The 23,576-nt window shown below is 38.2% G+C and carries 22 protein-coding genes and 1 tRNA gene; 17 read left to right on the top strand and 6 right to left on the bottom strand.

From position 1 onward, the window contains the following. Positions 1-75: 75 nt before the first annotated feature. From GVV19_RS00585 to GVV19_RS00545, 9 genes are all read left to right on the top strand, one after another. Positions 76-1,098: a metal ABC transporter substrate-binding protein gene (locus tag GVV19_RS00585; protein ID WP_159644751.1), complete on the top strand. Its 1,023-nt coding sequence runs from the start codon at positions 76-78 to the stop codon at positions 1,096-1,098. Then, positions 1,082-1,723 (top strand): metal ABC transporter ATP-binding protein, encoded by a 642-nt coding sequence (locus GVV19_RS00580; protein ID WP_159644749.1) that lies wholly within the window; start codon positions 1,082-1,084, stop codon positions 1,721-1,723. The genes GVV19_RS00585 and GVV19_RS00580 overlap by 17 nt, the downstream gene beginning before the upstream one ends. Next, the gene (locus tag GVV19_RS00575) at positions 1,713-2,513 is read left to right on the top strand and encodes a metal ABC transporter permease (RefSeq protein WP_159644746.1); all 801 of its coding nucleotides are present in this window, start codon (positions 1,713-1,715) and stop codon (positions 2,511-2,513) included. Before GVV19_RS00580 ends, GVV19_RS00575 begins: the two co-directional genes overlap by 11 nt. A 101-nt stretch (positions 2,514-2,614) precedes the next feature. Continuing rightward, positions 2,615-3,622, top strand: a complete 1,008-nt coding sequence (gene asnA, locus GVV19_RS00570; RefSeq protein WP_159639259.1) for an aspartate--ammonia ligase — start codon at positions 2,615-2,617, stop codon at positions 3,620-3,622. A 128-nt stretch (positions 3,623-3,750) separates the two neighbouring features. Beyond that, complete coding sequence (locus GVV19_RS00565; protein ID WP_159644743.1) at positions 3,751-5,082, top strand: murein hydrolase activator EnvC family protein; 1,332 nt, start codon at positions 3,751-3,753, stop codon at positions 5,080-5,082. 196 nt (positions 5,083-5,278) lie between these two features. Continuing rightward, positions 5,279-5,767, top strand: coding sequence for a DUF1307 domain-containing protein (locus GVV19_RS00560; protein WP_159644740.1), 489 nt, complete (start codon positions 5,279-5,281; stop codon positions 5,765-5,767). 47 nt (positions 5,768-5,814) lie between these two features. Further along, on the top strand, positions 5,815-6,366 hold the full coding sequence (locus GVV19_RS00555) for a hypothetical protein (protein WP_159644738.1): 552 nt from the start codon (positions 5,815-5,817) through the stop codon (positions 6,364-6,366). Beyond that, positions 6,350-6,856 (top strand): hypothetical protein, encoded by a 507-nt coding sequence (locus tag GVV19_RS00550; protein WP_159644735.1) that lies wholly within the window; start codon positions 6,350-6,352, stop codon positions 6,854-6,856. Before GVV19_RS00555 ends, GVV19_RS00550 begins: the two co-directional genes overlap by 17 nt. Before the next feature lie 261 nt (positions 6,857-7,117). Then, a tRNA-Val gene (locus GVV19_RS00545) sits at positions 7,118-7,193 on the top strand. Positions 7,194-7,682: 489 nt separating this feature from the next. Here the strand turns inward: GVV19_RS00545 and GVV19_RS00540 are convergent. Continuing rightward, entirely contained in the window at positions 7,683-8,645 is a 963-nt protein-coding gene (locus GVV19_RS00540; protein WP_159644733.1) for an ornithine cyclodeaminase family protein, read from the bottom strand. Position 8,646: 1 nt separating this feature from the next. After that, positions 8,647-10,218, bottom strand: coding sequence for a BCCT family transporter (locus GVV19_RS00535; RefSeq protein WP_159644731.1), 1,572 nt, complete (start codon positions 10,216-10,218; stop codon positions 8,647-8,649). Positions 10,219-10,441: 223 nt separating this feature from the next. Here GVV19_RS00535 and GVV19_RS00530 point away from each other — a divergent pair, with 223 nt between their 5' ends. The 8 genes from GVV19_RS00530 to GVV19_RS00495 all read left to right on the top strand — a co-directional run bounded on the left by GVV19_RS00530 (position 10,442) and on the right by GVV19_RS00495 (position 20,860). Further along, complete coding sequence (locus tag GVV19_RS00530) at positions 10,442-11,137, top strand: TetR/AcrR family transcriptional regulator (protein WP_159644729.1); 696 nt, start codon at positions 10,442-10,444, stop codon at positions 11,135-11,137. A 43-nt stretch (positions 11,138-11,180) separates the two neighbouring features. Beyond that, positions 11,181-11,402: a hypothetical protein gene (locus GVV19_RS00525; RefSeq protein WP_159644727.1), complete on the top strand. Its 222-nt coding sequence runs from the start codon at positions 11,181-11,183 to the stop codon at positions 11,400-11,402. 692 nt (positions 11,403-12,094) lie between these two features. Continuing rightward, positions 12,095-14,752, top strand: coding sequence for an InlB B-repeat-containing protein (locus tag GVV19_RS00520; RefSeq protein ID WP_159644724.1), 2,658 nt, complete (start codon positions 12,095-12,097; stop codon positions 14,750-14,752). A gap of 45 nt (positions 14,753-14,797) precedes the next feature. Continuing rightward, positions 14,798-15,202 (top strand): VOC family protein, encoded by a 405-nt coding sequence (locus GVV19_RS00515; RefSeq protein WP_159639244.1) that lies wholly within the window; start codon positions 14,798-14,800, stop codon positions 15,200-15,202. Between the two features lie 221 nt (positions 15,203-15,423). Continuing rightward, positions 15,424-17,211, top strand: a complete 1,788-nt coding sequence (locus tag GVV19_RS00510; protein WP_159644722.1) for an EndoS/ChiA family endoglycosidase — start codon at positions 15,424-15,426, stop codon at positions 17,209-17,211. A 253-nt stretch (positions 17,212-17,464) separates the two neighbouring features. Then, the gene (locus GVV19_RS00505; RefSeq protein WP_159644720.1) at positions 17,465-19,108 is read left to right on the top strand and encodes a hypothetical protein; all 1,644 of its coding nucleotides are present in this window, start codon (positions 17,465-17,467) and stop codon (positions 19,106-19,108) included. Further along, positions 19,074-19,895, top strand: a complete 822-nt coding sequence (locus GVV19_RS00500) for a hypothetical protein (protein WP_159644718.1) — start codon at positions 19,074-19,076, stop codon at positions 19,893-19,895. Before GVV19_RS00505 ends, GVV19_RS00500 begins: the two co-directional genes overlap by 35 nt. Before the next feature lie 650 nt (positions 19,896-20,545). After that, on the top strand, positions 20,546-20,860 hold the full coding sequence (locus GVV19_RS00495) for a hypothetical protein (RefSeq protein ID WP_159644715.1): 315 nt from the start codon (positions 20,546-20,548) through the stop codon (positions 20,858-20,860). Between the two features lie 52 nt (positions 20,861-20,912). On the opposite strand, the gene GVV19_RS00490 is transcribed toward GVV19_RS00495, so the two are convergent. The 4 genes from GVV19_RS00490 to GVV19_RS00475 form a co-directional block, all read right to left on the bottom strand. Further along, a complete protein-coding gene (locus GVV19_RS00490) occupies positions 20,913-21,509 on the bottom strand; it encodes an ABC transporter ATP-binding protein (RefSeq protein WP_159644713.1) in 597 nt (198 codons plus the stop codon). A 3-nt stretch (positions 21,510-21,512) separates the two neighbouring features. Further along, complete coding sequence (locus GVV19_RS00485; protein WP_159644711.1) at positions 21,513-22,166, bottom strand: amino acid ABC transporter permease; 654 nt, start codon at positions 22,164-22,166, stop codon at positions 21,513-21,515. Beyond that, the gene (locus tag GVV19_RS00480) at positions 22,163-22,909 is read right to left on the bottom strand and encodes an amino acid ABC transporter substrate-binding protein (RefSeq protein ID WP_159644709.1); all 747 of its coding nucleotides are present in this window, start codon (positions 22,907-22,909) and stop codon (positions 22,163-22,165) included. Before GVV19_RS00480 ends, GVV19_RS00485 begins: the two co-directional genes overlap by 4 nt. Before the next feature lie 105 nt (positions 22,910-23,014). Further along, complete coding sequence (locus GVV19_RS00475) at positions 23,015-23,308, bottom strand: YerC/YecD family TrpR-related protein (RefSeq protein WP_159644707.1); 294 nt, start codon at positions 23,306-23,308, stop codon at positions 23,015-23,017. Positions 23,309-23,576 lie beyond the last annotated feature (268 nt).

Genomic DNA, 23,576 nt, shown 5'->3' with positions numbered 1-23,576 from the left:
GTTGTTGCGAAACTTTTGCAACTAACTGAAGAATCGATAGGATAGAGCTCATTCTACCGATCTAAAGGAGTCACTATGAAACGATTATTTGCCCTTCTTGCAACAGCATCCCTCATGCTTATGACGGGTTGCCAAGCACAACAAAAGCCGGATATTACGGTCACATCTTTTATTGGATACGATATTGCACATGCGATTGTCGGTGACAAAATGACGGTTGAAAACATGATGCCATGGGGATCTGAAATGCATAACTTCGAACCCTCTGCACGAAATATCACAGCCATCAAAGACTCAAAACTCTTTATCTTTGTAGGAGAAGAACAAGAGCCATGGGTTAAAACACTTGGAACACAAGACCACGCCCTAGACTTATCAAAGTCCTATGAATTAGCAGCTCATAATCATGGTGGTGTTGAAGCTCATGAGGATGAGGAACATCACCACGATGAAGAAAGTCACACACATGAAAAGGAAAATCACACCCATGAAACTACGGACGCTAACCATTCACACGAAGGAGACCATGCACATGATGACCACGATCATGACCATGGAAGTCTCCATTATTGGACCGACCCCACTACATATGTCCAACTTATCGAAAGTGTTAAACAAGAAATCATAAAAATAGATCCTAGTAATGCGACGTATTATGAAACCCAAGCTGCTGCATACAGTACCCGAATTATGACACTGCATACAGAGTTTGATCGTTACATGCAGCGTCAAGATCATCCTACGGTTTATTTTTCGGGACACAATGCAATGGATGCCTTTGCCGACCGCTACCATTTAACGATTGTCTCTTTAACCCAAGATTACCGACCCAATGCTGATTTAACCGCACAACAAATTCTTACGCTTAAAACAGCTTTAAAAGAAGCCAATGCGGAAACATTATTCATCGAAGAATTAGTAGAACCACGTGTTGCGAAAACAATTCAAGATTCCCTAAAGCAAGACGGGATGGCACTTGAAATCAAAGAATTACACGGGTATCACAACATCAGTCAAGATCAATTCAAAGCGAATGTAAGCTACGCTGATCTCATGCAACAAAATATCGAGAACTTAAAACATGCTATCAATCATTGAAGTTGATAATGTTTCGTTCTCGTATGGCAAAACGTGTATTCTTCATAATGTAAGTTTTTCCATTCAACAGGGAGCGTATGTCTATATTGTTGGCGATAATGGTGCAGGGAAATCGACCTTAGTCAAACTATTTATGGGAGTATTGGATGTGTCGAGTGGTCACATCAATCTCGGATCGCGTACCGTAGCTTATGTACCACAACTCAATACAGAGACGAAAATACCATTAAGCGTTTATGATGTTATTGCATTGGGCCTGAAACCAATGTCCTGGTTTCTGAGCAAAAATGCGAAACAACGAATTGTTGATGTTGCCCATCAGTTTGGGATAGAAAACTTATTGCATCGTAAATTTAGCGATTTATCAGGCGGTCAAAAGCAACGCGTATATCTTTCCCGTGCTATGATTTCAAATCCTGATATTTTGATTCTTGATGAACCCTTATCGGGATTAGATAAAGCATCTCGGGCTCAGTTTGAAACGATAATCGATGGACTTCACCAAGCGGGCACCACGATTCTCAATGTTACCCACCATTTAACCGATAATCCCCATAAACATCGGAGTATTTTAGATGTTGGAGAAGGCCATTGTGTCTTTAGAAAGGATACTTATGTTTCATGATCCATTTTTAATGAATGCGATGGTTGTAGGACTGCTGCTTGGAATTAGTGCAGCCCTTATGTCTCCATTTCTCGTTTTCAACAATAAATCGATGATAGCGGATGGACTGTCTCATGTTTCCTTTACTGCCATTATTTTAGGATATCTCTTTTCAAATCAACCATTACTCTTTTCGATTCCATGTGTCGTGATCGTCTCATTCCTCTTAACACTGCTTATAGAAAAAACAGCGATCGAAGCAGACGCTTCAATTGCAGCTGTCTCAGCAGTAGGTCTAGCGATTGGGTTAATTATTGCAACGGTCATGCCAGGCTTTAACCAATCCATCGAATCACTACTCGTGGGAAATATTCTTACCGCTAGTGCCGATGATCTGATTGTGAGTGTATTCATCGTGGCCGTAACCATAACGTTTGTGTACACCCACTATTGGCAACTTATTGCGACCGTCTTTGATACGTCGTATGCGAAATCACAGGGGATTCGTACCTTTCGAATGAATGCTTTGATTAATGCGATGATGGCGATTTTTATCGTTGTAGGAATTCGAATCGTTGGAACACTCTTAATTTCATCGCTCGTTGTTTTTCCGGCATTGATTGCCTCTCGCGTTGCCCAAGATGGCAAGACGACACTCATGGTGAGTGTCATTGCATCAATCTTAGCTGTTATTACAGGAATGATTTTATCCTTTCAAATTGGGTGGCCAACGGGTCCAACGATTATTGTGGTTTTCGCAATGTTATTCATAATAGCAATGCTCTACAGTCAAAAACAAGGATTAGAATAAAGGGACTACAATCCCTTTATTTTTGATTTAAAGCCTTTAAAGACCCTTAATATGAGCATCTAAATATGATATAGTAAGAGAAACACATTTTGAGGTGAAGTATGAAAAAAACTAAGGTTCCACACGGATATCAATCAACATTAGGAATTTATGAAACACAAACGGCTATTGGATTTATTAAGCGTTGGTTCGAAGAAGCATTAACGGGTTCTTTAAAATTGAAGCGGGTCTCAGCACCATTATTCGTTGCAAACAATTCTGGTTTAAACGATGATTTAAGTGGTGTCGAACGAGCAGTTCGATTCGATATACCGGCTATTTCCGGTACAGAAGGTGAAGTTGTTCACTCTTTAGCGAAATGGAAACGCAAAGCATTGCACGATTATGATTTTCATGAAGGCAATGGATTGTACACCGATATGAATGCGATTCGTCGCGATGAAGTACTGGATAACTTGCACTCAATCTACGTTGACCAATGGGACTGGGAGCGTGTCATAAATCGCTCACAACGGACGGAAACTTATCTACGAGAAACAGTTCAAGGATTGGTGAATGCGATTGTAGAGACATCCAGTCGTATTCGTACGAAGTTTCCCGATGTTGACGTTATTATCTCACCAGAGGTAACATTTGTGACCAGCCAGGAACTCGAGGATCTTTATCCAAACTTAAGTTCAAAAGAACGCGAAAACGCATTCGTTAAAGAACATCCAACAACCTTTATTATGCAAATTGGTGGTAAACTAAAAAGCGGACAACCGCACGATATGCGTGCTCCAGATTACGATGATTGGAGTATGAATGGGGATCTCATGTTCTGGCATGAACCACTTCAAATGGCAATGGAATTATCAAGTATGGGTATCCGTGTTGACCGCGAAGCTATGCTAGAACAACTCGAACTTGCAAATGCGATGCACCGTTTGGATTTTGATTTCCATAAAGGTGTCGTTGATGGCACATTACCACTCACAATAGGGGGTGGCTTGGGTCAATCAAGAATGTGTATGTTACTTCTTGGTAAAGCTCATATTGGTGAAGTCCAAGTATCTTTATGGGATGATGAAACCTACGAAACCTGCAAGGGAAACATTGAATTATTGTAAACACAAAACACGACGGGAGCTCCCATCGTGTTTTTTTAGAGCTGAAATGTGGGAATACTGTAAATGCGAAAGTTTCTCATTTACATTTCACGTTGGTCTGTTATAAAGATACGGAAGGGAGTCAGATTATGACCAAACGAATCCGTTATCTCGTAATAATGGCATTGTTGATTGGAATTATTTCCATGATGGATAATCCTACAACCATCAATGCTGAGGGCGCCTATGCCGCTTACTGTGAAAGCAACAGTACTGATGCAAAGTGCCAAGATTTTGAATCCTTAAAAAATACGAAAGCCAGTCTTGCAGATATTACTGCGAAAATTGATGATTATGCATCATCTTTAAATGAGTACCATTTACTAGTTGCAGATTTAAATCATAAGATTGAACAGACAGCTACTGATATATCTACATTGGAAACAAAGGTAGCATCACTTCAAGTTAATATAAACGAGCAGGAGCATGCAATCACGAATAAACAAGATGATATGAAAAACTACATGCGTGCAAGTCATGCTACAATGCGACTTAATGGATATATTGATTTTATCGTCAATGCTAAAGACTTTTCCGATATTTTCCGCCGTGTTGAAGCGGTAAAGGTAATTCGTAAGTCCAATGAAAACACTATTAATGAATACCGTACCTTGGTAACACAGTTGAGTCAGGACAAAACTGAGATGGAACAAACATCACTGGATCTTAAATCAAAACAAGATACGTACCAAAAGGAACTTCGTGAAGCTACAATTGCTCAAGACAATATCAATGCTATCATGAGCGTCCTCCAACAAGAAAAAGCACACCTAATGATTGAAGAAGAAATGGCGGTCCAAAAAGTTGCAATCGCCGAATCTAACTTCGCAGCAATTACACCCCCAAGCAATCCTGGAAGTTTAGGCTATCCACTTGCCGCTAACTATTGGGTATCGGCAGGAACTTGGTCTTATCCCTGGGGTGGAACGCATCTTGGCGTAGACCTTGCCCCAACAAATGGAACGGTTGGAATGCCATTGCTTGCACCGCAAAATGGCCTGGTTGTCGCATATCAAGGGGGATGTCCCACATGGGGAGGATATGGTAGTGGCTGTAATGGCGGCTATGGAAATTATATGAATCTAATCGTGACAGATGGTACAACGGTTTATGGAATTCTTTATGCTCATCTACATCAAAATGGTGCGGTCGCATCAGTCGGTGATGTCGTAACAATGGGACAGACAGTCGCAATTCTCGGGTCATCGGGAAGTTCGACAGGACCTCATGTTCATGCGGAAGTCTACAATCTTGGAACCGGTACGATTCAGTCTGCCTATCAGCAATGGAACGGCAGTAACACCTTTGGTACGCTCAGTGCATCCAGTGGTGGCATTCAAGCCATATGCGAAGTTAAAGGCGTGCCTTGTCGTGAAAATCCCGCAACGATTTGGGGTTATCAATATGGAATTCGCTACTAAAAACAAGTATCAAATTTGTGCATACAGAAACGAATTTTTAGCCGATGTTTGTGAGAAATTATCCATCTCGTACAATATACGATAATATTCGGATATTATTAATGCAATGTTAGCATTGTTTGTTTGTGATGAAGACGAAAACCTCAAATACTAAAGATAACTTCTATAAAGTATAGGTATACGGGGGGAATACAGTATGAAAAAATTATTAGTTGTATTTGCAATGGGGATGCTATTCATCACAGGATGTACATCTACAGGTAAAGAAACAGTATATGAATGCAAAGGTGCTGATATGCTCGGACTACCAGCAAAAGTAACACAAACGATCACAACAAACGGTGATAAAGTTAAGACTCAAAAAATTGAAACAGTCTTAGACATTAAAGCTCTTTCGGAAGTTGCAGGATTACCAGTTGAAGATACAAGTGCATTAATGCTTGAACAAGTCAAGACTGTTCATAAAGAACTCGAAAAAATTGAAGGTCTTGAAGTTTCCATTGATGTTAAAGATGCAACACTCACTGAAATCAATATCATTGACTACTCAAAAGCTGACTTGAAGAAACTTCAGGAATTACAATTGGTTGAAGGTCAAAAGGATAAAGAAGCAAAATTTGTAAGTTGGGAAGCAACGCAAAAAGTACTTACTTCAAATGGCTTTACATGTTCAGAGAGTAAATAAAGTATAAAGCTCACGAAAGTGAGTTTTTTTTCTAGGAGGAGACAGGAATGAAAAAATGTATTATCTTTGCAACGTTAGCACTCGTATTGTTGAGTGGTTGTACGAAAGAACCAGAAGTAAAACCTCAAGAGGTTGCAACACAACAGGACAAGGTACCAGAAGAGAAAATTGAACCCGTCGAAATTATAGAAAACTATGTTTGTAAGGTCGAAGTTCCCGTAGATGATATTCAAAGCCAAGTTACAACTGAATATGAAGTTAAGGGCGGTTTTGTAACGAAACAAAAGACCACAATATCAATGGATCTTTCACCAATTCAAGGGGATTCAGACATCCCTGTAGAAGATGTGATTGCTGAAATGAATTTGGAAGAGATTTATGATGATAATGAGTACCCAGGAATCACAACTACAGCTTTCTTTGAAGGAACGATTTTTACATACGTGATGTCAGCTGATTTTGAAATTGCGAGCGCAGATGATTTAGTGGAAATTGGCCTGTTTAATGAAGGTGCTACTGATTTTGATCGAAAACAATCTTGGATTAGGACACTCATGTCCGAAAAGCAAGAAGGAGCGACTTGTGAAGCGGTTCAGTAGAAACTATAAAATATTCGCAATTGCAAACATGTTTGTAATCTTAATATTTTTACTTATAAATGCAATCCTTGATAATCGTCAGGTAGCACTAAGAAGTACGTATGCTAAACTGCATATTGGTTTTATGTTTGTACCACTTATGGTTTTAGTTGGATGGACAATTTTTAGTCTGATCAACACGAGCCAGAAATTACCAAAAATGATGGGATGGCTTCTCAAAAGTTTCGGGGTTTTGGTTGTGCTCGGTTTCTTAAGTACTTTTAGCCTCTATTGCATTTATTCGATAGAAGACCCAGAAACGATTGACGGCGAGCTCTACGTCACAGACTACTATTCAATGTACGAACGTACCCAAGTCCCGCGTTTTTACACAAAAGTCATTAATACTTATCTAAAAGAAAACACGTATTCGTACTACTATTGGCCCGATCAACCGGAAAAGATTGATCAAGGGCAAACGCATGCGCCATCCGTACCCAACAATGAATAGTTAACTAAAAAGGATACTCACAATCGGTACGTTAGTTAAATAAAATACACCTTCTATAGAGGTGCATTTTAAATATTTCAAAGATACTAACAGTAAAAATTAGGGATTAAGATTGGAAACATAAAATCACCAATAGACGCTCGTAGAAATGGATGTTCAGTGTAAAACGAATCAATTCCCGAATAGATTTCAAGATTCTTAAAATTGTTGCAAATTATCATTGAGTTAGGCATTCGGCTATGGTATCATATGAGAGCAAATGGACCATTAGCTCAGTTGGGAGAGCGCATCCTTGACGTGGATGAGGTCAGCGGTTCGAGCCCGTTATGGTCCACCATTTATTACAAATGCAAACGTTCTATGTAGGAACGTTTTTTTTATATTTTTTATATGTACTCTGATTTTTAAGAAACATGGAATAATGTTTAATCAACTTAAAATTGATTAGGCAACACAAGAAGCCCGTAAAGAGTTGAATTCCTTACTTTCGACCATTTATGAGAACCATGTTTATCCACACGAATATGAGCAATCGAAATCGAGAATCATTGATAATAGAACTATAGGAGTTCTTTAAAATGGTTAATATTCATATAAGCCACAAATTCGCTAGTATCGAGGATGCTCAAAGTATTGTAAACAGTCTTATTGAGCATATTAGCGATGCATATATATAGAGCATGAGCTTTTCCGATTGAGGATTATTGGTGCTAGTGAAATTAAAAGTCGTTCCGTAGAAACAGTAGCTACTGAGGCTACTAAAAAGATTGGTTCCAGGGAACCAATCTTTCTTTTTTATACGTAACACAATGTAAAACTGCTAAGACTATTCATTCGTAATCGCTTCATAAGAAGCAATTGCAATGGCAACGTCAAGGACACATGATCCGACGCTTTCGTACAATGTTGTTTCTTTATCGTTTTCACGTGCGATAACATTACCAGCAAGAACATCACCGACGGATCCGACGACTTTTTCCTTACTTATGAGTCCTTTTTCGACAGGTATGATGACATCCCCAGCGGCGGCCCACAATCCATCAACATGTTCAGTAATAATGCGGCTTGCTTTGACAACAACATCTTCCTCAATCTCTTGCATGTATGGTGTAAATGATCCGATTGCATTTACATGAGCACCTTCACGAAGCGCTTGTGCGCTGAATACTGGTGTATGTGAGGTTGTACATGTACAAATAATATCAGATGCTGCGACACAAGCATCGGCACTTTCTGCAGCGATAATTTGGTAGGGTCTGTTCTGAACAGTACGAATGCGCTCAATGAAGGCATTGATATATTCTTCCTTAATGTCATAAACATAGACTGCTTCAAGTTCACGAACTTCTTGAATAGCAAGGACTTGCGTAAATGCTTGTAATCCAGAGCCGATGATTCCCAATGTTCGAGCATCTTTACGTGCCATTACATCAGTAGCAACACCAGCGCTTCCGCCAGTCTTAATTGCAGTGAGATAGTTAGCTTCAAGTAATGCTTCCAATTCCCCCGTTTGATTGGAATAAAGACTTATCGTAGAAATTACACTAGGTAATCCCTTATTCAAGTTTGCTGGAAAGACTGAAGAAAACTTAGAGCCAAAGTAGGGTTTTGTTTTGCTAATAGCTGTGAGCCATTGTGCACTGTTTTCAACATCAATAATCGGCATGACAATACGATCCCCCGTATAAATAAGACCTTGTACATTTTCTAAATAGGCTTGACGAAAGATATCAAGTGCCATCGGCATTGTAACAATTTCTTTAATTTGAGCTTCTGTGATATATTTCATGTTAGTTCTCCTTAGCATTGTTTTCTAATGCGTCTAATCGTTCGTTACGTTCCATATATTCATCCCATTTCTTACCGTCATGTTTAAAGAAGGCAATGAAGATTATCACAATAATAACCATCGTTAAGATTCCGGTAGAGAGACTGATAGTTTGAATAGGTCCCAAACCACCAATGAAAATAAGAACAAGTCCTAAGGCCCCAAGTGCAATTGCCCAGAATATTCGGTTGGTACGTCCAGGTTCCTCATTGGCAGGAAGATCGTTCGTTGATACGATTGCGAGTGTATAGGCAGCACTGTTAATAACTGTGACGGTTGATACGGCCATAACTGCGAGCATCACTACGAGAACGACCGTTGCTAGTGGCATTGTTTTAATAATGGCGATAATAGCATCAGTAATTCCTTGGGTTTGGAAAATTTCAATGACATTTACGAGTCCTGTTTCATAAGCATTCATGCCATAGTAACCAAGAATAATGAAATGCAACCAGCAACCAACGCAAGAAGCACCAGTCGCACCAAGAACAAGTTGTTTGATCGTACGGCCACGTGAGATGCGAGCTAAGAAAATACCTGTGTTTAAGGCATATGCTGACCACCATGCAAAGAAGAAAATGGTCCATGATTGCGGGAATGTACCAGCAGAGTGTGGCTCAGTAGTCATCATCATGCGGAAATAATCACTGACAAAGGTTCCCATACTATCTGTAAAGTTGTTTAACATGTATGATTTTGGACCTATTAAGAATACAAAAGCTAGGAGTCCGATGACCATTGCAAGTTTGATATTACTGATCAATTTCATTGATTTTTGTAACCCACCATAAACTCCAAATACAAAGAAAATAGTAAAGAAAATTAGAATTCCGGCATCAATCCACAACGTATATTGAATGTTGAAGAGATCAACAATGATTGCACTGATTAAAGGTGTTGAAAGTCCAATCGCTGCCGATACAGCACCAATGATCCCCATCATATAGACGATATCAATTACTTTTCCGAGTAATCCTTTAGCGTTTTTCTCTCCAATAACGGATGCACAAGCAGTACTCGGACGGTTTGTGTTTTCGCGTTTAACAAAGAAGAAAAACCCAAATACAACTGCTACAGTTGCATATAGACCATATGCTGAAGGTCCCCAGTGGAAAAAGCTGTAGGTTGACGCATAGGTCATTGCTTCACGTGACAGTGGCACAATGTCGAAAGGTGGTGCCGTTGCGTATTGGAACCATTCGCTAAATCCCCAATAGATAGCGACCCCCGAAGTTCCAGCAGCAAAGAGCATTCCGAGCCAAACTGGTGTGCTAAACTCTGGTTTTTCGTTTCCGAGTTTCTTGTTGCCATATTGGCTGAATGCAAGGTAAACCATAATAAAAGTATTGGCTAGGAAGAACCATTGCAGTGCCCAACCAAAATTACCCGTAATGACTCCAAATATTCCGTTAAAAGCATTTTCGGATGCTTTTGGGAATAGTGCAACTAATGCACAAAATACAATGACGATAGATAAAGGTATGAAAAATAGACCTTTATCGATACTCGCCTTTTTCTTGGATTGTGTATCCATATCTTCCTCCTTGATAGTTTTCTCTCAAACTAATCACATGACCATTATATAATCAAGTGATTATAATTTGAGACAATATTCAAAAAATAGTGAAATATATCACATGTTTTTTGAAAAAACGACGATTTAGGAGGGCGTTTGTTTGAAAACCATAAGATTTCACACTGTTTTTGTGTTTGCATGCATTCAACTGCTATAATTAAACAAAGAAAGAGGCTGATTTATGAATCCGAAAATTAAAGTGAGTAAGCAAAAGTATCGAACGATGCGCTATTTCATTGATGCCACAAAAGAAATTGCGGCCGTCGAAGGAATTGATAAACTTACAATTCGCAATATAGCCGACCGGGCTGGCTACAACAGTGCCACAATATATAATTATTTTGAAAACCTGGATAGCTTGGTTGCACTTGCAATGATTGATAGTGTGACTGATTATCTCTATGGATTTGATCGAATTCTTAATAGCGATTATGATCCGATTATGGCACTTTTATTATCGTGGCGAGTCTATGCTGAGTGCTCATTTCCAAATCCAGAAATCTATGAGTATGTCTTTGCTTCAAAACACTCCGATTATGTATTATCAAAACTGGAATTGTATTTTGATACTTTCCCAATTGAAACACATCATGTTAATACAATCGTCACGAATCAAGATATGCTGACGCGAAATCGTTTGCTTTATGCACCATGCTTTGAATTGGGTTATTTTAATCCGGAAAAAGAAGATTATATCATCGATTTTTGTTATATTCTCCATGGTGGATTTTCCAAGCGTATTTTTACAAAAAATCAAAGTACTGAGCAAGCGGTGATGCTTATGCTAGAATATTTAATTGAGTTTCTAGCACACCACATTGAACGAGACGACATCCAATGCCCGACGCTTGATGAAGTTTTAGCGATTGAATACTAATCCCATTTTTAGTTAAGAGCTCGCACGTTACTCTGAACGAGCGATGCGGTATTATACTGTGCAATATGCACACAAACAGAGGAGGAACTTTATCAAGATTAAAGTAATTTCGATTTACGATTTGTTTAAAGATTATAGGGGTGGCTCATTTGAGTCAGAACTCATTGATTTTGGTGAGGACGTTGGCAATGAAATCATTGATTTTGGAAGTGATACCAACAATGAAATCACAAAAGATCAGGTTGATAAGAAGAAAGACTGCTAATATTCTTGGCAGTTTTTTTTCTTGCTTAAGAGTTCAAAATAGTTGCAGTATTATTTAAAATGCATAATTTTTCGATCAAGGTTCTATTCTCCCATGTATGTATTTCAGTATGTACGAAGTGATAACATAAGCATAACTAAAACCAGAATAACAGAGAAAGAAAAAGAATGGATATAAGCTTAGTCACAATGACGAAGAATGCAGTTCAATGTTTATATTGAAAAGGGCACAATTCGATGATGTCGCAATTATCAAGTTGGAGTGAATGCCAATGATGAGTGAGTTGCGAATTATAGCTGTGCAACTCCCTTACAAATTGATTGGTGGACATCATAAAGATAACCATAAGGGGTGGACTAACTTAATTCGTGTTGATTTTTCTATGTTTAGGATATTTCATAGTTTAGTATATGGCGAATATGAGGTTTAACCTAATAACTGAGAGAACTTCAAAACGAGTGTGTATATCCAACCAAGACTGCTACGTTATGTAGCGGTTTTTTTTATCATATAAATAAATACGAAATATACAGCCGAATTTATGGAACGTCATTCTATGTATTTTAATAAAACACCCATATTTTAATTCTCTGGTACACTGTTTCATTCTTCTGTAACACTGACGAGATCTCATTCTTTGCTACATTTTATAATTTAGGTAGATTCATAAAGAACATTGAAAGGAGATTATGATGAAAAACGTCAAACGAAATACATTTATTGCTGTCGTTATGTCATTCTTATTGGTATTTGGATTAACACCAATTCATGCGAATGAGAAAAGTACAATTCAGACTGTGGATGCTTTGAAAGAAGCAATTGCAAATGCAGACGATGGCACGATATTGCAACTTGATACTGCATTTGTTTCAAGTGATGTAGATATCGTTCTTAATGGTAAAACAGTAACAATCGATGGTAATCACGTCGTATGGGATACGGGAGGTATTACTATAAGTGGGAATGGCTCACTAACAATTACTGACCTAGATATGGAAGGGAGCGCAATTCCTAACCGCCTTATTACAAATAAGTTAACCAGTGGAACGTTAACACTTCAAGGATTAACCCTTCAAAATGCAACACAAGGTGCATTAAACATAGACACCCAAGCAGATGCAAAGACAGAAATTGTGGATACCCATATATTTAATAATACTGCCGGAAGTGGGCCTGCGATGTACTTAGGAACAAACTCCAATGTCTTGATTTCATATTCGACGATTGAGAATAACTCAGGAACTGCAGGTGGATATGAAGCAGGAGCGATTGCTTCAAAAGGATACAATGCAAACCTTCAAATTCAAAATACAGTATTCCGCAACAATATTAACAAAGCTGCCTTTACAGGAGTGTTTGGCGGTGGTGGCGGGGCAATGTCGTTACACTACCTAACAGGTAATGTCTCAATTGATCAGTCATATTTTATTGGTAATGAGACAAATGGAAATGGTATAACCCCTCAGAAGACATTTGACGGTGGTGCAATTTATGTTTTTGATGGCCGTGATGGCGCTGAGTTTACGATTTCGAATTCTACGTTTGCCTATAATATCGCCTATGATGATGGTGGTGCAATCATGTTTCAAGGAACAGGTAATCCTGGTCTGACAACAACAATTTCCAACAGTACGTTCTACGAAAACAAAGCATATGGATTAGATGGTGCTGGTTATAGTGGTGGAGCGATCCAATATTTTAAAAATGGTGGTTCATCTCGAATGACGAATACGATTCATGGGTCAACGTTTGTCGGTAATCAAGGGGGAGACGAAAACTCGTCACTTGAACAACGTGGTGGTGCAATTGGCTTAAGTGGTGCAGGGACATTTGCGACAGCAACCGTTTCAAGAAACAATAGTTTATTCCTTGGTAATAGAGTCTACAATAATGATGGAGTTTTAAATCATTCTAGTAATTACAAAGATATTTCAAACAATCAAACTACTCAAAACGGCACTGATAACATTATAAATGTGGATAAAGGAGTAGACTCAACCCAACTCCTTCAAGACATTTTGGGTATTAACGGGAGTTTACTTGTACCGAACCAAACAGAAATAACTGCAGGAGTAGAGCGTAGTGCAGTTCCTACAGTGCCATATAAACCAGAAGGAATGGCGGATAATACGTATACCGGTAAAGGTGAACTCTTATTAAACGATCAACGTCTTAATGATCGGTATAAAGCACATGGTGCGGTTCAAGCATCATGGATTAAATACGATGCGAATGGCGGAGCTTTTGGATTAATGGCGATGGATTCCTTTGATGGTACAACGTACTATGAGGCTGATGATTCATCTGTCGTATCAAGCTATTATAAACTAGGGTTCATTCATAAATTGGGTTCAATCATTGATGATGAATCTGTGAACCTTAGTCGTGAAGGCTATACCTTTAGGGGTTGGTCAACTGATGAGAATGCCACGGAAGCGGATGTGATATATGATCCGTTTAATGAAATTATCTATCCCCAACAAGGGGTAACCTTGTATGCGGTCTGGGATGAAGTTGTGCCTATTGAGTCGTATACAGTTACGTATACCGACGGAGTTGCTGAAGCGGAGATATTTGAAGATCAAAGCTATACAGTCGATGCCGGTACCACAACACCTGCCTATCAAGGAACATTTAAACGTGAGGGCTATACCTTTACAGGATGGTCCCCACTTCCAGAAGATACAGTCACCCAAGACCAAGTCTATACAGCTCAATGGGCAATTAATAAGTACACGATTTCATATGAAGCAAATGGTGGAACGCCAGTTAATGAAGAAACGGTTTCTTATATGGATGTGTTTAAGGAACCTGTAAACCCAACCTTATCAGGGTATACGTTCGAAGGGTGGTATCGTGACGAAGCCTTAACGCAACGTTACAATTTTACGGCCCCAGCAATTTCTGATGTTCACCTTTATGCCCAATGGATTGCGAAAGAAGAACCAATCACTGTTTATACCATTATTTATGAAGATGGTAGTGCTGACGCATCAATATTTGAGCGTCAGCAATTCAAGGCAGCAATGGGTGATCCTATGCCACAGTTTGTCGGCACACCCATCCGCGAAGGTTACACATTTATTGGATGGGATCCAGTGCAAACAGAAACCGTGCAAGGGAACGTAACGTATCGTGCACAGTGGAAAGCGGACGTACTTCCAATCGATCCAACTGACCCTGTGAATCCATCTGAACCCCCTAAACCAGAGAGTCCGCACGAATCAGAAGATGCGTTACCATCTACTGGCGTTGCAAACAATCCAATAGGACTTGTTTTGATGATGAGTGGTCTTGCATTATGTGGAGTATCGATTCTTATCTGGTTTAAATCAAAGCATGAGAGATGACGCCTTTTTATCTTAGGATTATAATAAGAAAAAAGGAGGCCTATTATGCCAACAATGGTATTTGTTAATTTTCCCGTAACACAACTGGACCGTTCTATACACTTTTATACATCCCTTGGTTTTAAGCAAAATTTGGAATTTTCAAATGATCAATCTGCCGCAATGATGTGGGATGATAATTTTTGGATCATGCTTTTGACGCATGAATTCTATAGCAAATTTATTGGTTCACGTGCGATAGCGAATACCCAAACTCATAGCGGTGCCCTCATTGCTTTTAGCCTTGAAAGTGCCAATGCGGTCAAAGAATTTGGTAAGTTAGCAGAAACCAATGGTGGAACGGTATATCAAGTTGATATGGGCATTCCGGAATCAGTCATGTTTGGATTAGAAGTTCAAGATCCTGATGGTAATATGCTCGAACCATCTTGGATGGACATCAACGCTTAAACTAAGCAACAAGAGTTATTGCAAAAACACCCTACTCAGATTTAAGGCACAATGAGTTAGGGTGTTTTTGCTTTACTTACTAAATGTACCTTCGATGTTAGTACCGATAAACAAGTGTCTTCAAATTATAGGTCTTCTCTACTTTCTATAGCACTTTATCTGAAACCGTTTACAGTGTTCGGGGAGGGGTGTACGATTATGATAAACAATAGGAGGTAGTTATGAAAAAACTAGTAAAAAGATTTTCATTGATTATGTTTATTGTACTGATGGGGATGGGGAGTTTAATTCCAATACATGCACAAACCCGTGGGGTGGGTCCAGAAATGAATTACGACGAACCAATCATGATGGCTTACTATCGAACATGGCGTGATGCTGCAATGCCACACGACTCTAACTCTAACTTACCAGACGAAAATGTCATTAAAATGACAGACTTGCCCGCAGAAATTGATATCGTATCGGTCTTTCACTACGTTAATCCAGGAACAGACCAAGACCTTTTTTGGGAAACATTAAAGAATGAATATGTACCAACACTACATGAGCGAGGTCAGCGTGTCGTCCGTACATTAGATTATAAAGAATTACTGAAAATCAAGACGACAACGGGAAAAGACAGTACAACCTTAACTGATGCAGATTATCATGCATTTGCCCAATCGTTAATCGATACCTATATGACACCATGGAATCTTGATGGACTTGATGTTGACATGGAAACAAATCTTAACAGCGAAGAGGTTGCGGTTATATCCAACGTCTTTATCCAACTCTCAGATATCCTTCAGATTAAAGAAGGCAGTGATAAACTTTTGATTTATGATACAAATAAAGATAACCATGACCTTTTCAGAGAGATTGCACCGCATATTTCTTATTTGTTCATCCAAGCATATGGTCGTAATCCTCAAAGTTTAGATCGTACATGGGAAACCTACCAGTCTGACATTAGTTCGACGCGTGTTCTGTTTGGAGTTTCGTTTTACGAAGAACAAGATAATACCAATTGGAATGATGCTCTGGGTAAGTTTAGCGAAGAAAAATATCTAGCAAGCCGTGCATATCAATATGCAAAATGGCAACCTAAAAATGGCGAAAAAGGTGGTATGTTTGTCTACGCAGTTGATCGTGATGGTAAAGACTACCGAGAAAATACAATCAGCGAAACAGATTTTGCATGGACCAAGCGTATGATGCAAACACTCGACGAAAGTCGTGTTGAGAAAATTGAAGACATTACAATCGAATTTAGGAATTCACAAAATGAACTTCTTAAATCGGAAACATTAAAAGCGGCTTACAATTCAGAGATATCAATCGAGATTCCGACCCTAACAGGATATGTATTCAACGGGGATTTGGCTTCCTTGAAATACACTGTTAAACAAGGTCCACAAACGGTTGTAGTCAGTTTATCACAACTATTTGATGTAACGTTTGAGGTTAATGGCGGTTCAAATGTATCAAGTCAAAAAATAGTTGAAGATGGCGTGGTGACAATTCCAACAGAACCAACACGTCTGGGATACACTTTCGATGGATGGTATACCGATGTGGCATTCGCCAATCGTTTTGATTTTGATCAAAAAATGAATCAAAATACGACGCTATATGCGAAATGGAACAAACAAGCAGTTTCCTACACATTGTCATTTGAAACGGGTGAAGGAAGCAAAGTTTCACCACAAACAGTTTTAGAAAATACAACTGCATTAGTACCAGCGAATCCAACACGTGAAGGATATACATTTGACGGTTGGTATACAAGTGCGCAATTTACAACTAAGTTTGACTTTGGAACGCACCTGACTGCGGATACTACAGTCTATGCGAAATGGCAAAAAGTCACCCCAATTGGTCCAGTGACTCCAACGAAACCAAAAGAAGTGCTTCCAGCAACAGGAGCATCAAATACATTGATGAATTTCGCCGTTGCAACGAGTATCATTGGTGGGTCGTTACTAGCGATCAATATGTTATTAAAACGTAAATCAGAAAATTAAAAACTAAAAGCCAGACAAATGCAAAGGTGTCTGGCTTTCTAACGATGTATACGTTTGCTTCCAAACTTGAGTAAAGAAGTATAACTTTAGAATTTTAAAAATAGAAGAGTATATCACATAAAATGTACACATCATCTAATTTAATTGTCAATTCTTATATAAATACATGTTTAGAGGATAAGTTAGTGTATAGATTCACATTAATTTGCTACAATGCAATTACTAATACATTTTGGGGGTGTATAAATTGAGAATGAAAGTAAGAAAGTCCTTACTTTTTTTATGTATGATTGTGATTCTGGTTGGATGTGGTGCGGTAACCAAATATAAAGTTACAGTGGAGCCAGAATCAAAAGAAATTGTACTCGCTGTTGAAGTGGAAGTGGCACATGATGACTACAAATATTTAACAGGTGGGAAAGAGTCATTGTTATCTATTATTTCATCAGAAATGCCTTTAAACTACACGTTTGCACAGGTAGATGAAACGAGTAAGGATATTTATAAATTTACCGTAAAGTATTCGACTTATGCAGAATACATCAGTACATACGAAGCGCTAAGCAATAAGAAATCGCAAAATGAAGCAGTTGTAGAACCATATTCAAATAAACATCCTTTTCATTCGTATTTTAATATAAAATTTAAAGATAATCCGGATGTATTTATGTCTTGGTTAAAAGATGGCATCGTTAAATCAGGAAAGTTAATCAATACTACAGAGTCATCCTTGATTTCGTCATCTTCCACCTCTTATTCTATCTCGGGAAGTAATAAACAATCGTTTGATACTCGAATCGATATTGATCAAGTTCAGAACATCGACGCTGTAGTTTTTGAAGTGACTGCCAAAAGGGATAATCGAGTCGATTTGAGTTTGGCATTTAAAACTACTGATCAATACACTGATTTCGATGAAAATCTGAATGGATTTCTTAAGGACAAACTAAAATTGGTTACATTCCAACATCAAAGCAATGGGGAAAACCACTCAATTTACATAGAAGATGTTGATTTGTTAAATCCAGAGATGATGTCGGAAGTAATGTCTGTATATGGATCATCATTTATGACAGTTGATCATAAAAGTAATTTCGAATCATCGTTCTTTTTTGACGAACATTACCAATCTACCATTATAAAGTTGAACTCTGATTCGTTATTTAATTTAGAAGGTACGATGCCAATTAAAACTGAGGCCAATTATGAAGGTGTTGAGCGCGTGTTAGAAAATTCTAAAAATGAGAAAAACTCTAATGATATTTTCAACTCAATTACACTTACATCTTCCTATAAATCATTTAAGGTTGTAGCACTCGCTTTGATTGTTGTTGCCGGAATATCACTAATTGGTCTAACTGTCGCAATATGGTTAGTAATTCGCAAATATCCGGAAGAATCTAAAGCGTTGTGGAAAAAGGCGAAAGAACAAGCAATCAGGAGCTTTAGATGGTTGAAGATGAAAATTGTTGAGGGACTTAACAGACTCGAATCAAAGCAACAACAGAACTATAATCCAATTTTCTCGTACGACAGTTCATGTTTATCAGTTCAGGGTCAGCTAATTCATAGCAAAACAATAACATGTACATCAATGACAAGACGTGGTTTGGTATGGTCAGAAATATTTGAAAGCATCCTAGTTATGCTCATAGCGCTTGTGTTTATGCAAAGAGGCAATATGATTGCGTATGGCGCATTATTGCTGGGTATAATCGGATTATTTAAGACGATTAGAGAAAGGACCCTTGTGGTTATTATGATTGAAACGACTTGTGCAACAAGGAGTTTTTATTCATTTACCAATGATAAGGTTGATGGCGAATACCGTAGACTTGTAGAACACATCAAAGGAGAAGATTATGAAATCAAACATAAAACGACTAAAACAGTCTAAATTTTTAATTAACGAAGGTGTAATTGAGTACAACAATCATCTGATTCAAATTCGTAATATAACCCGGATAGCTTGCGGTAAACTAGATATTTCCATCCCATACTTCCGAATTATTTTAGGGGTGATTTTAGGAATCGCATTGGTAAAAATGCCAACACCTTTTAGTGTTGCTGGATTCATGCTAATGGTAGTATCCAGTATGATTGCTGGATACTATGCTTATATGAGGTCATTCTCGTCCTTAAATTTCCAGCTTGCCTCAGGTGATATAGTAGCATTTGAATCTCAAGATTTAAATTTCCTGGAAAAAAGCTATAATACAGTGAAAAAAATTATTGAAGAAGGGGGTAGGTCAGTTCAAAAAGTAGAATTCGACTTTACTAATGCAACAATAACGAATTCGAATATTGCAGCGGGAGATGTAACAGAGTATCGTGACATTAAAGGTTCAACAATAAACTCAACAGTTAAGGATAGCGTCGTATCGAATGTGGGCGGTGATGATAAATCTAACCACGGTACTATCATCACGGAATCAAGTATTGGCAGTATGGGAGACATATCCAATATAAATATAGATTATGTGCAAGTGACACATGATTTAGAGTTATCATTAGAGCAAATAACGGATTCTGAAGAAAAAAAGAAAATTGAAAAAGCAATTGCGTTCTCAAAAGCAAATGATCAGAAAGGTTTATTAAATGCAATGAAAAATCTTGCAAAACCAACAATAGAAGTATTGAATGGTTTGGCTTCGCTAGCTACAATTTTATCATTCACAATGTAGCTATCTAATCAATAAAAAAAGTGATACATGGGGGATGTATCACTTTTTTTTGTAAGGGCTATGGGGGATAACTCTTACAATGAGGAAATAATATCTCGAGGCTCTTGAAATGTATTGGTAGTGTAGATATGGGGTTCATTTCAATTAATTTGAGGTTTCGGATTACAGGGGTATGCTCCGATGTGTTAATAAGCTGAGTGCTGAAACAGTGTGTAAGCAAAGTTCCAACATATTATTGAGCCGAAGATAAATCTATAAGTATAGATATTATAGCCGAGATATTATTAGGAGTTATAAATGCTGAAGCAAGCGAATACATGAAATGTTTGGGGCATCTAAATGTAATGATAAATTTAAGTGCTTGCTTCAACAAGGACATCATACCAATCCAATCGGATGCTGTGGTTGATTTGTCATGAACCAAGCCCATTTTGTCATGAAATAAAGATGTTATAAATATATGAAGTGTATATGTATTCAAATTAAGAATTATTAATTAAATCTTAATAAACACTTCGAGAATACTTGTTTTAGCTCGTAAATCGATATTTATGAAATGTGAAAGTGTCGTAAAAATCTTGTGTTATCACAGGTGAGTTTATGCATGTGTTCGAGAAAAGTGTTAAGATTAAATCACAAGGAGGGTAATCATGAAAAAATTAGGATACGTAGTTTTGGGTGCAGTTGCGGGTGTCGCAATTTATGAAACACTACGCCAAGCAGGTTATTTAGATGAAATAACCGGTGCAGTGAAACGCACAGCAGGAGAATACCTTGATGATCCAATGATGCAAGTTGATGGTTGGATTGACACAGGAAAAGGAAATATCAAGAATGCAATTCACAAAGCGGATGATTCCATCTCTGACTTTGTAGAGGACGTTAAAGATACAACTGAAACCGTTCAAGAAACAGTTGAAGACGCTGTTGAAGAAACTGTTGAAGAAACATCAGATGCTGCATAATTGCATTTCAAAAGTTGGCGCTAAATTTATGAGTCGCCAACTTTTTTTGTGCCTAAATTGTAGTAAGGTTAATGATTCTTTTGGCGTATTGCTTCATCAAAGCATCATTGTGAGAGATAAAAATGATTGTAATTCCAGTATCATTTAATGCTTTTAAGTGATCCATAAAGGATACAGCACGAGCCTCATCAAGAGCACTCGTAGCTTCATCAACGAGTAGCAAAGTTGGATGAAGCATTAAAGCGCGCACAATCGCAACACGTTGTTTTTCACCGCCACTCAAGGTTTGAGGGAATTTATCAGATAGATTAGCAATAGCGTAGTGATCCATCAATGAACGTGCTTGCAATTCAATTTCTTGGATGTTTCGATCCTTCTTATGTAATGGCGCTAAGATGATGTTTTGCCAGACATTCAAGTGTGGAAAGAGTTGATAATCTTGAAAAATCATACCTGTGTGTTCAAAAGAATTAGTATAGGATCCGGAGGTGGGGGTCTGTAGCGATGCAATAATCCGTAAAAGTGTTGATTTTCCAACGCCACTTGGACCTGCTAAAGCTACAAAGTCCCCTGGTTGGACCGTCAGATTTAGCCCTTCGATCACTTTATTTTGGTGATACGAAACACTGAGATTTTTTATTTGAATCATTGTTTAGACCTCGACCTTCCATTTTTGAGAGAGTGATTTTACCGAAACTACGACGATTAAAGTAAATAATAAATAGAACACACTACTGAAAACAAGAGCATCTACACGTGCATCACGGGAGAGTGCTTCTTTGGATACCATGAGTAAATCAGGTAAGGCAACGGTGGCAAGGAGTGCGGTATCTTTCACCAGTGTGATGGCTTCATTTCCGATGACATAAATTGTATTTGCAAATACTTGCGGAATAATGACTGATTTTAATGTTGTCCATCGCGAAAGCTCAAGCATCAAAGAGACATCCCATTGCCCAGGGTCAATACTTGCGAAGCCGCCTTTAAAAATTTCGATAAAATAAGCCGCATAATTAATCGTAAACGTCAAAATAGCGAAGAGAAGCCGTTTGTCTCGAATGGTAATTTGAAAAAGAATGGGTAATCCATAAAACACAAAATAAAGTTGAAGCAACAAAGGTGTACCTCGAATTATCCAGGTAAAGACATCGATAATTCGGGTTAGACCCTTAATTTTCGATTGTGTCAATAATGCACCAAGAAAGCCAAGTGGAATCGAAAGCAAAAGCGTTGCTACATAAACAATCAGTGTTAATTGGATGCCGGACAAAAGTATAGGCAGCAAATTTGAAAGGTATGCCATCATAGGCTAAGGTCCTCGCCAAACCACTTTATACTTAAATCACGCAACGTCCCATTTTGACGTAATGTTTCGATTGCTGTATTCAAAGATGTCTGAAGTTCGGTGTCGCCCATTCGTAATCCGATACCATATTGTTCGGCTGTGAGTTTAATGCCTTCGACAATCCTGTAATCATCACTTTGGTTCATGACATAGTTAGCGTAAATAGCATCAGTTACAACAACATCAATGCTTTGTGCCTTTAAATCCAATAATGCTTCATTAATCGATGTGAACCGGCGAATGTCTAAAGTATTGATATCAAATAAAGACTCTAACGTGTGATAACCACTGCTTTCTGATTCGACACCTATGGCGACAGTAGATAAATCATCAAGAGATTGAAGTGTCGTGTTATCTTTGTTGGTGATGAGAACGATCGCATTATCAATGTAGGGCTGTGTAAATAACACTTCTTTTTGTCGTGACGGTGTGATGCTAAAGCCATTCCAAATTGCATCAATATTACCGCTGTTTAATTCTAAAATTTTAGTGTCCCAGTTAATGTATTGGAATTCAATAGTGATCTCCATTTCATGCGCTACAGCACGTGCTAAGTCGATATCAAATCCGACAGCTTGCCCCGATTCATCACGGTAGCCCAAGGGTGGAAAATTTGTGTAACCAATCGTTAGGGTATCGCTTTTTGTCTTAGCGCAACCGGATAAGACTATTAAGACTGAAATCATCAGTAGTAGTTTTTTCATAAGTAGTATCTCCTTGCAGCTATCATACACCAACACTTTACTTCAGTAAAGTGTTGAAGTGAAAAAAGCAAAATAAAACGTCGCAAAGGACGTTTTTTCCATGTCTTATTTCGAAGTGTTTGATTTCGGATTGAGGACTTTTTGGTATCCACCTGTACCATAGTTTAGGGCTTTGTTGACACGTGCGATGGTTGCGGTACTCATTTTGGTTTGTTTGCTGATGGCATCATAGGTTTGATTTTCATGTAACAATTTCGCAACAAACAAGCGTTCCGAAAAATCTAATAATTCTTTGATGGTGCATAAATCAATAAGAAAATTGCGGACATCGGTCTCATTATCCAGTGATGCCAATACGTTTACCAATTCATTAAATTTTTCGTTATCCTCAAATACCATACTATTGACCTACCTTCATTTATAGTCAAATTGTACTGAATCCAGCTTGAATAATCAATAGAATCCCTTGGTTGCCTCCTAAAGTAAGCGTTCTTAAGAAAATCTTAAGAATTGTCATAGCCGATTCCTAAGAATCCTTTGCGATAATAACAATCGAAAGGGGAATGGTATGGATACACTATTTTTAGTTCTATGCTTAGCGCTTACTGTATTTGGCGCAATTGTACATTCTGATCAATAATAACTATAATATTTATAATGGAGGCAA

The sequence above is a fragment of the Erysipelothrix anatis genome (assembly GCF_009828745.1).
Classification (GTDB): domain Bacteria; phylum Bacillota_I; class Bacilli_A; order Erysipelotrichales; family Erysipelotrichaceae; genus Erysipelothrix; species Erysipelothrix anatis.
Note: the sequence above shows the minus strand (reverse complement) of the source record. Positions and strands in the feature narration are given on the sequence as shown.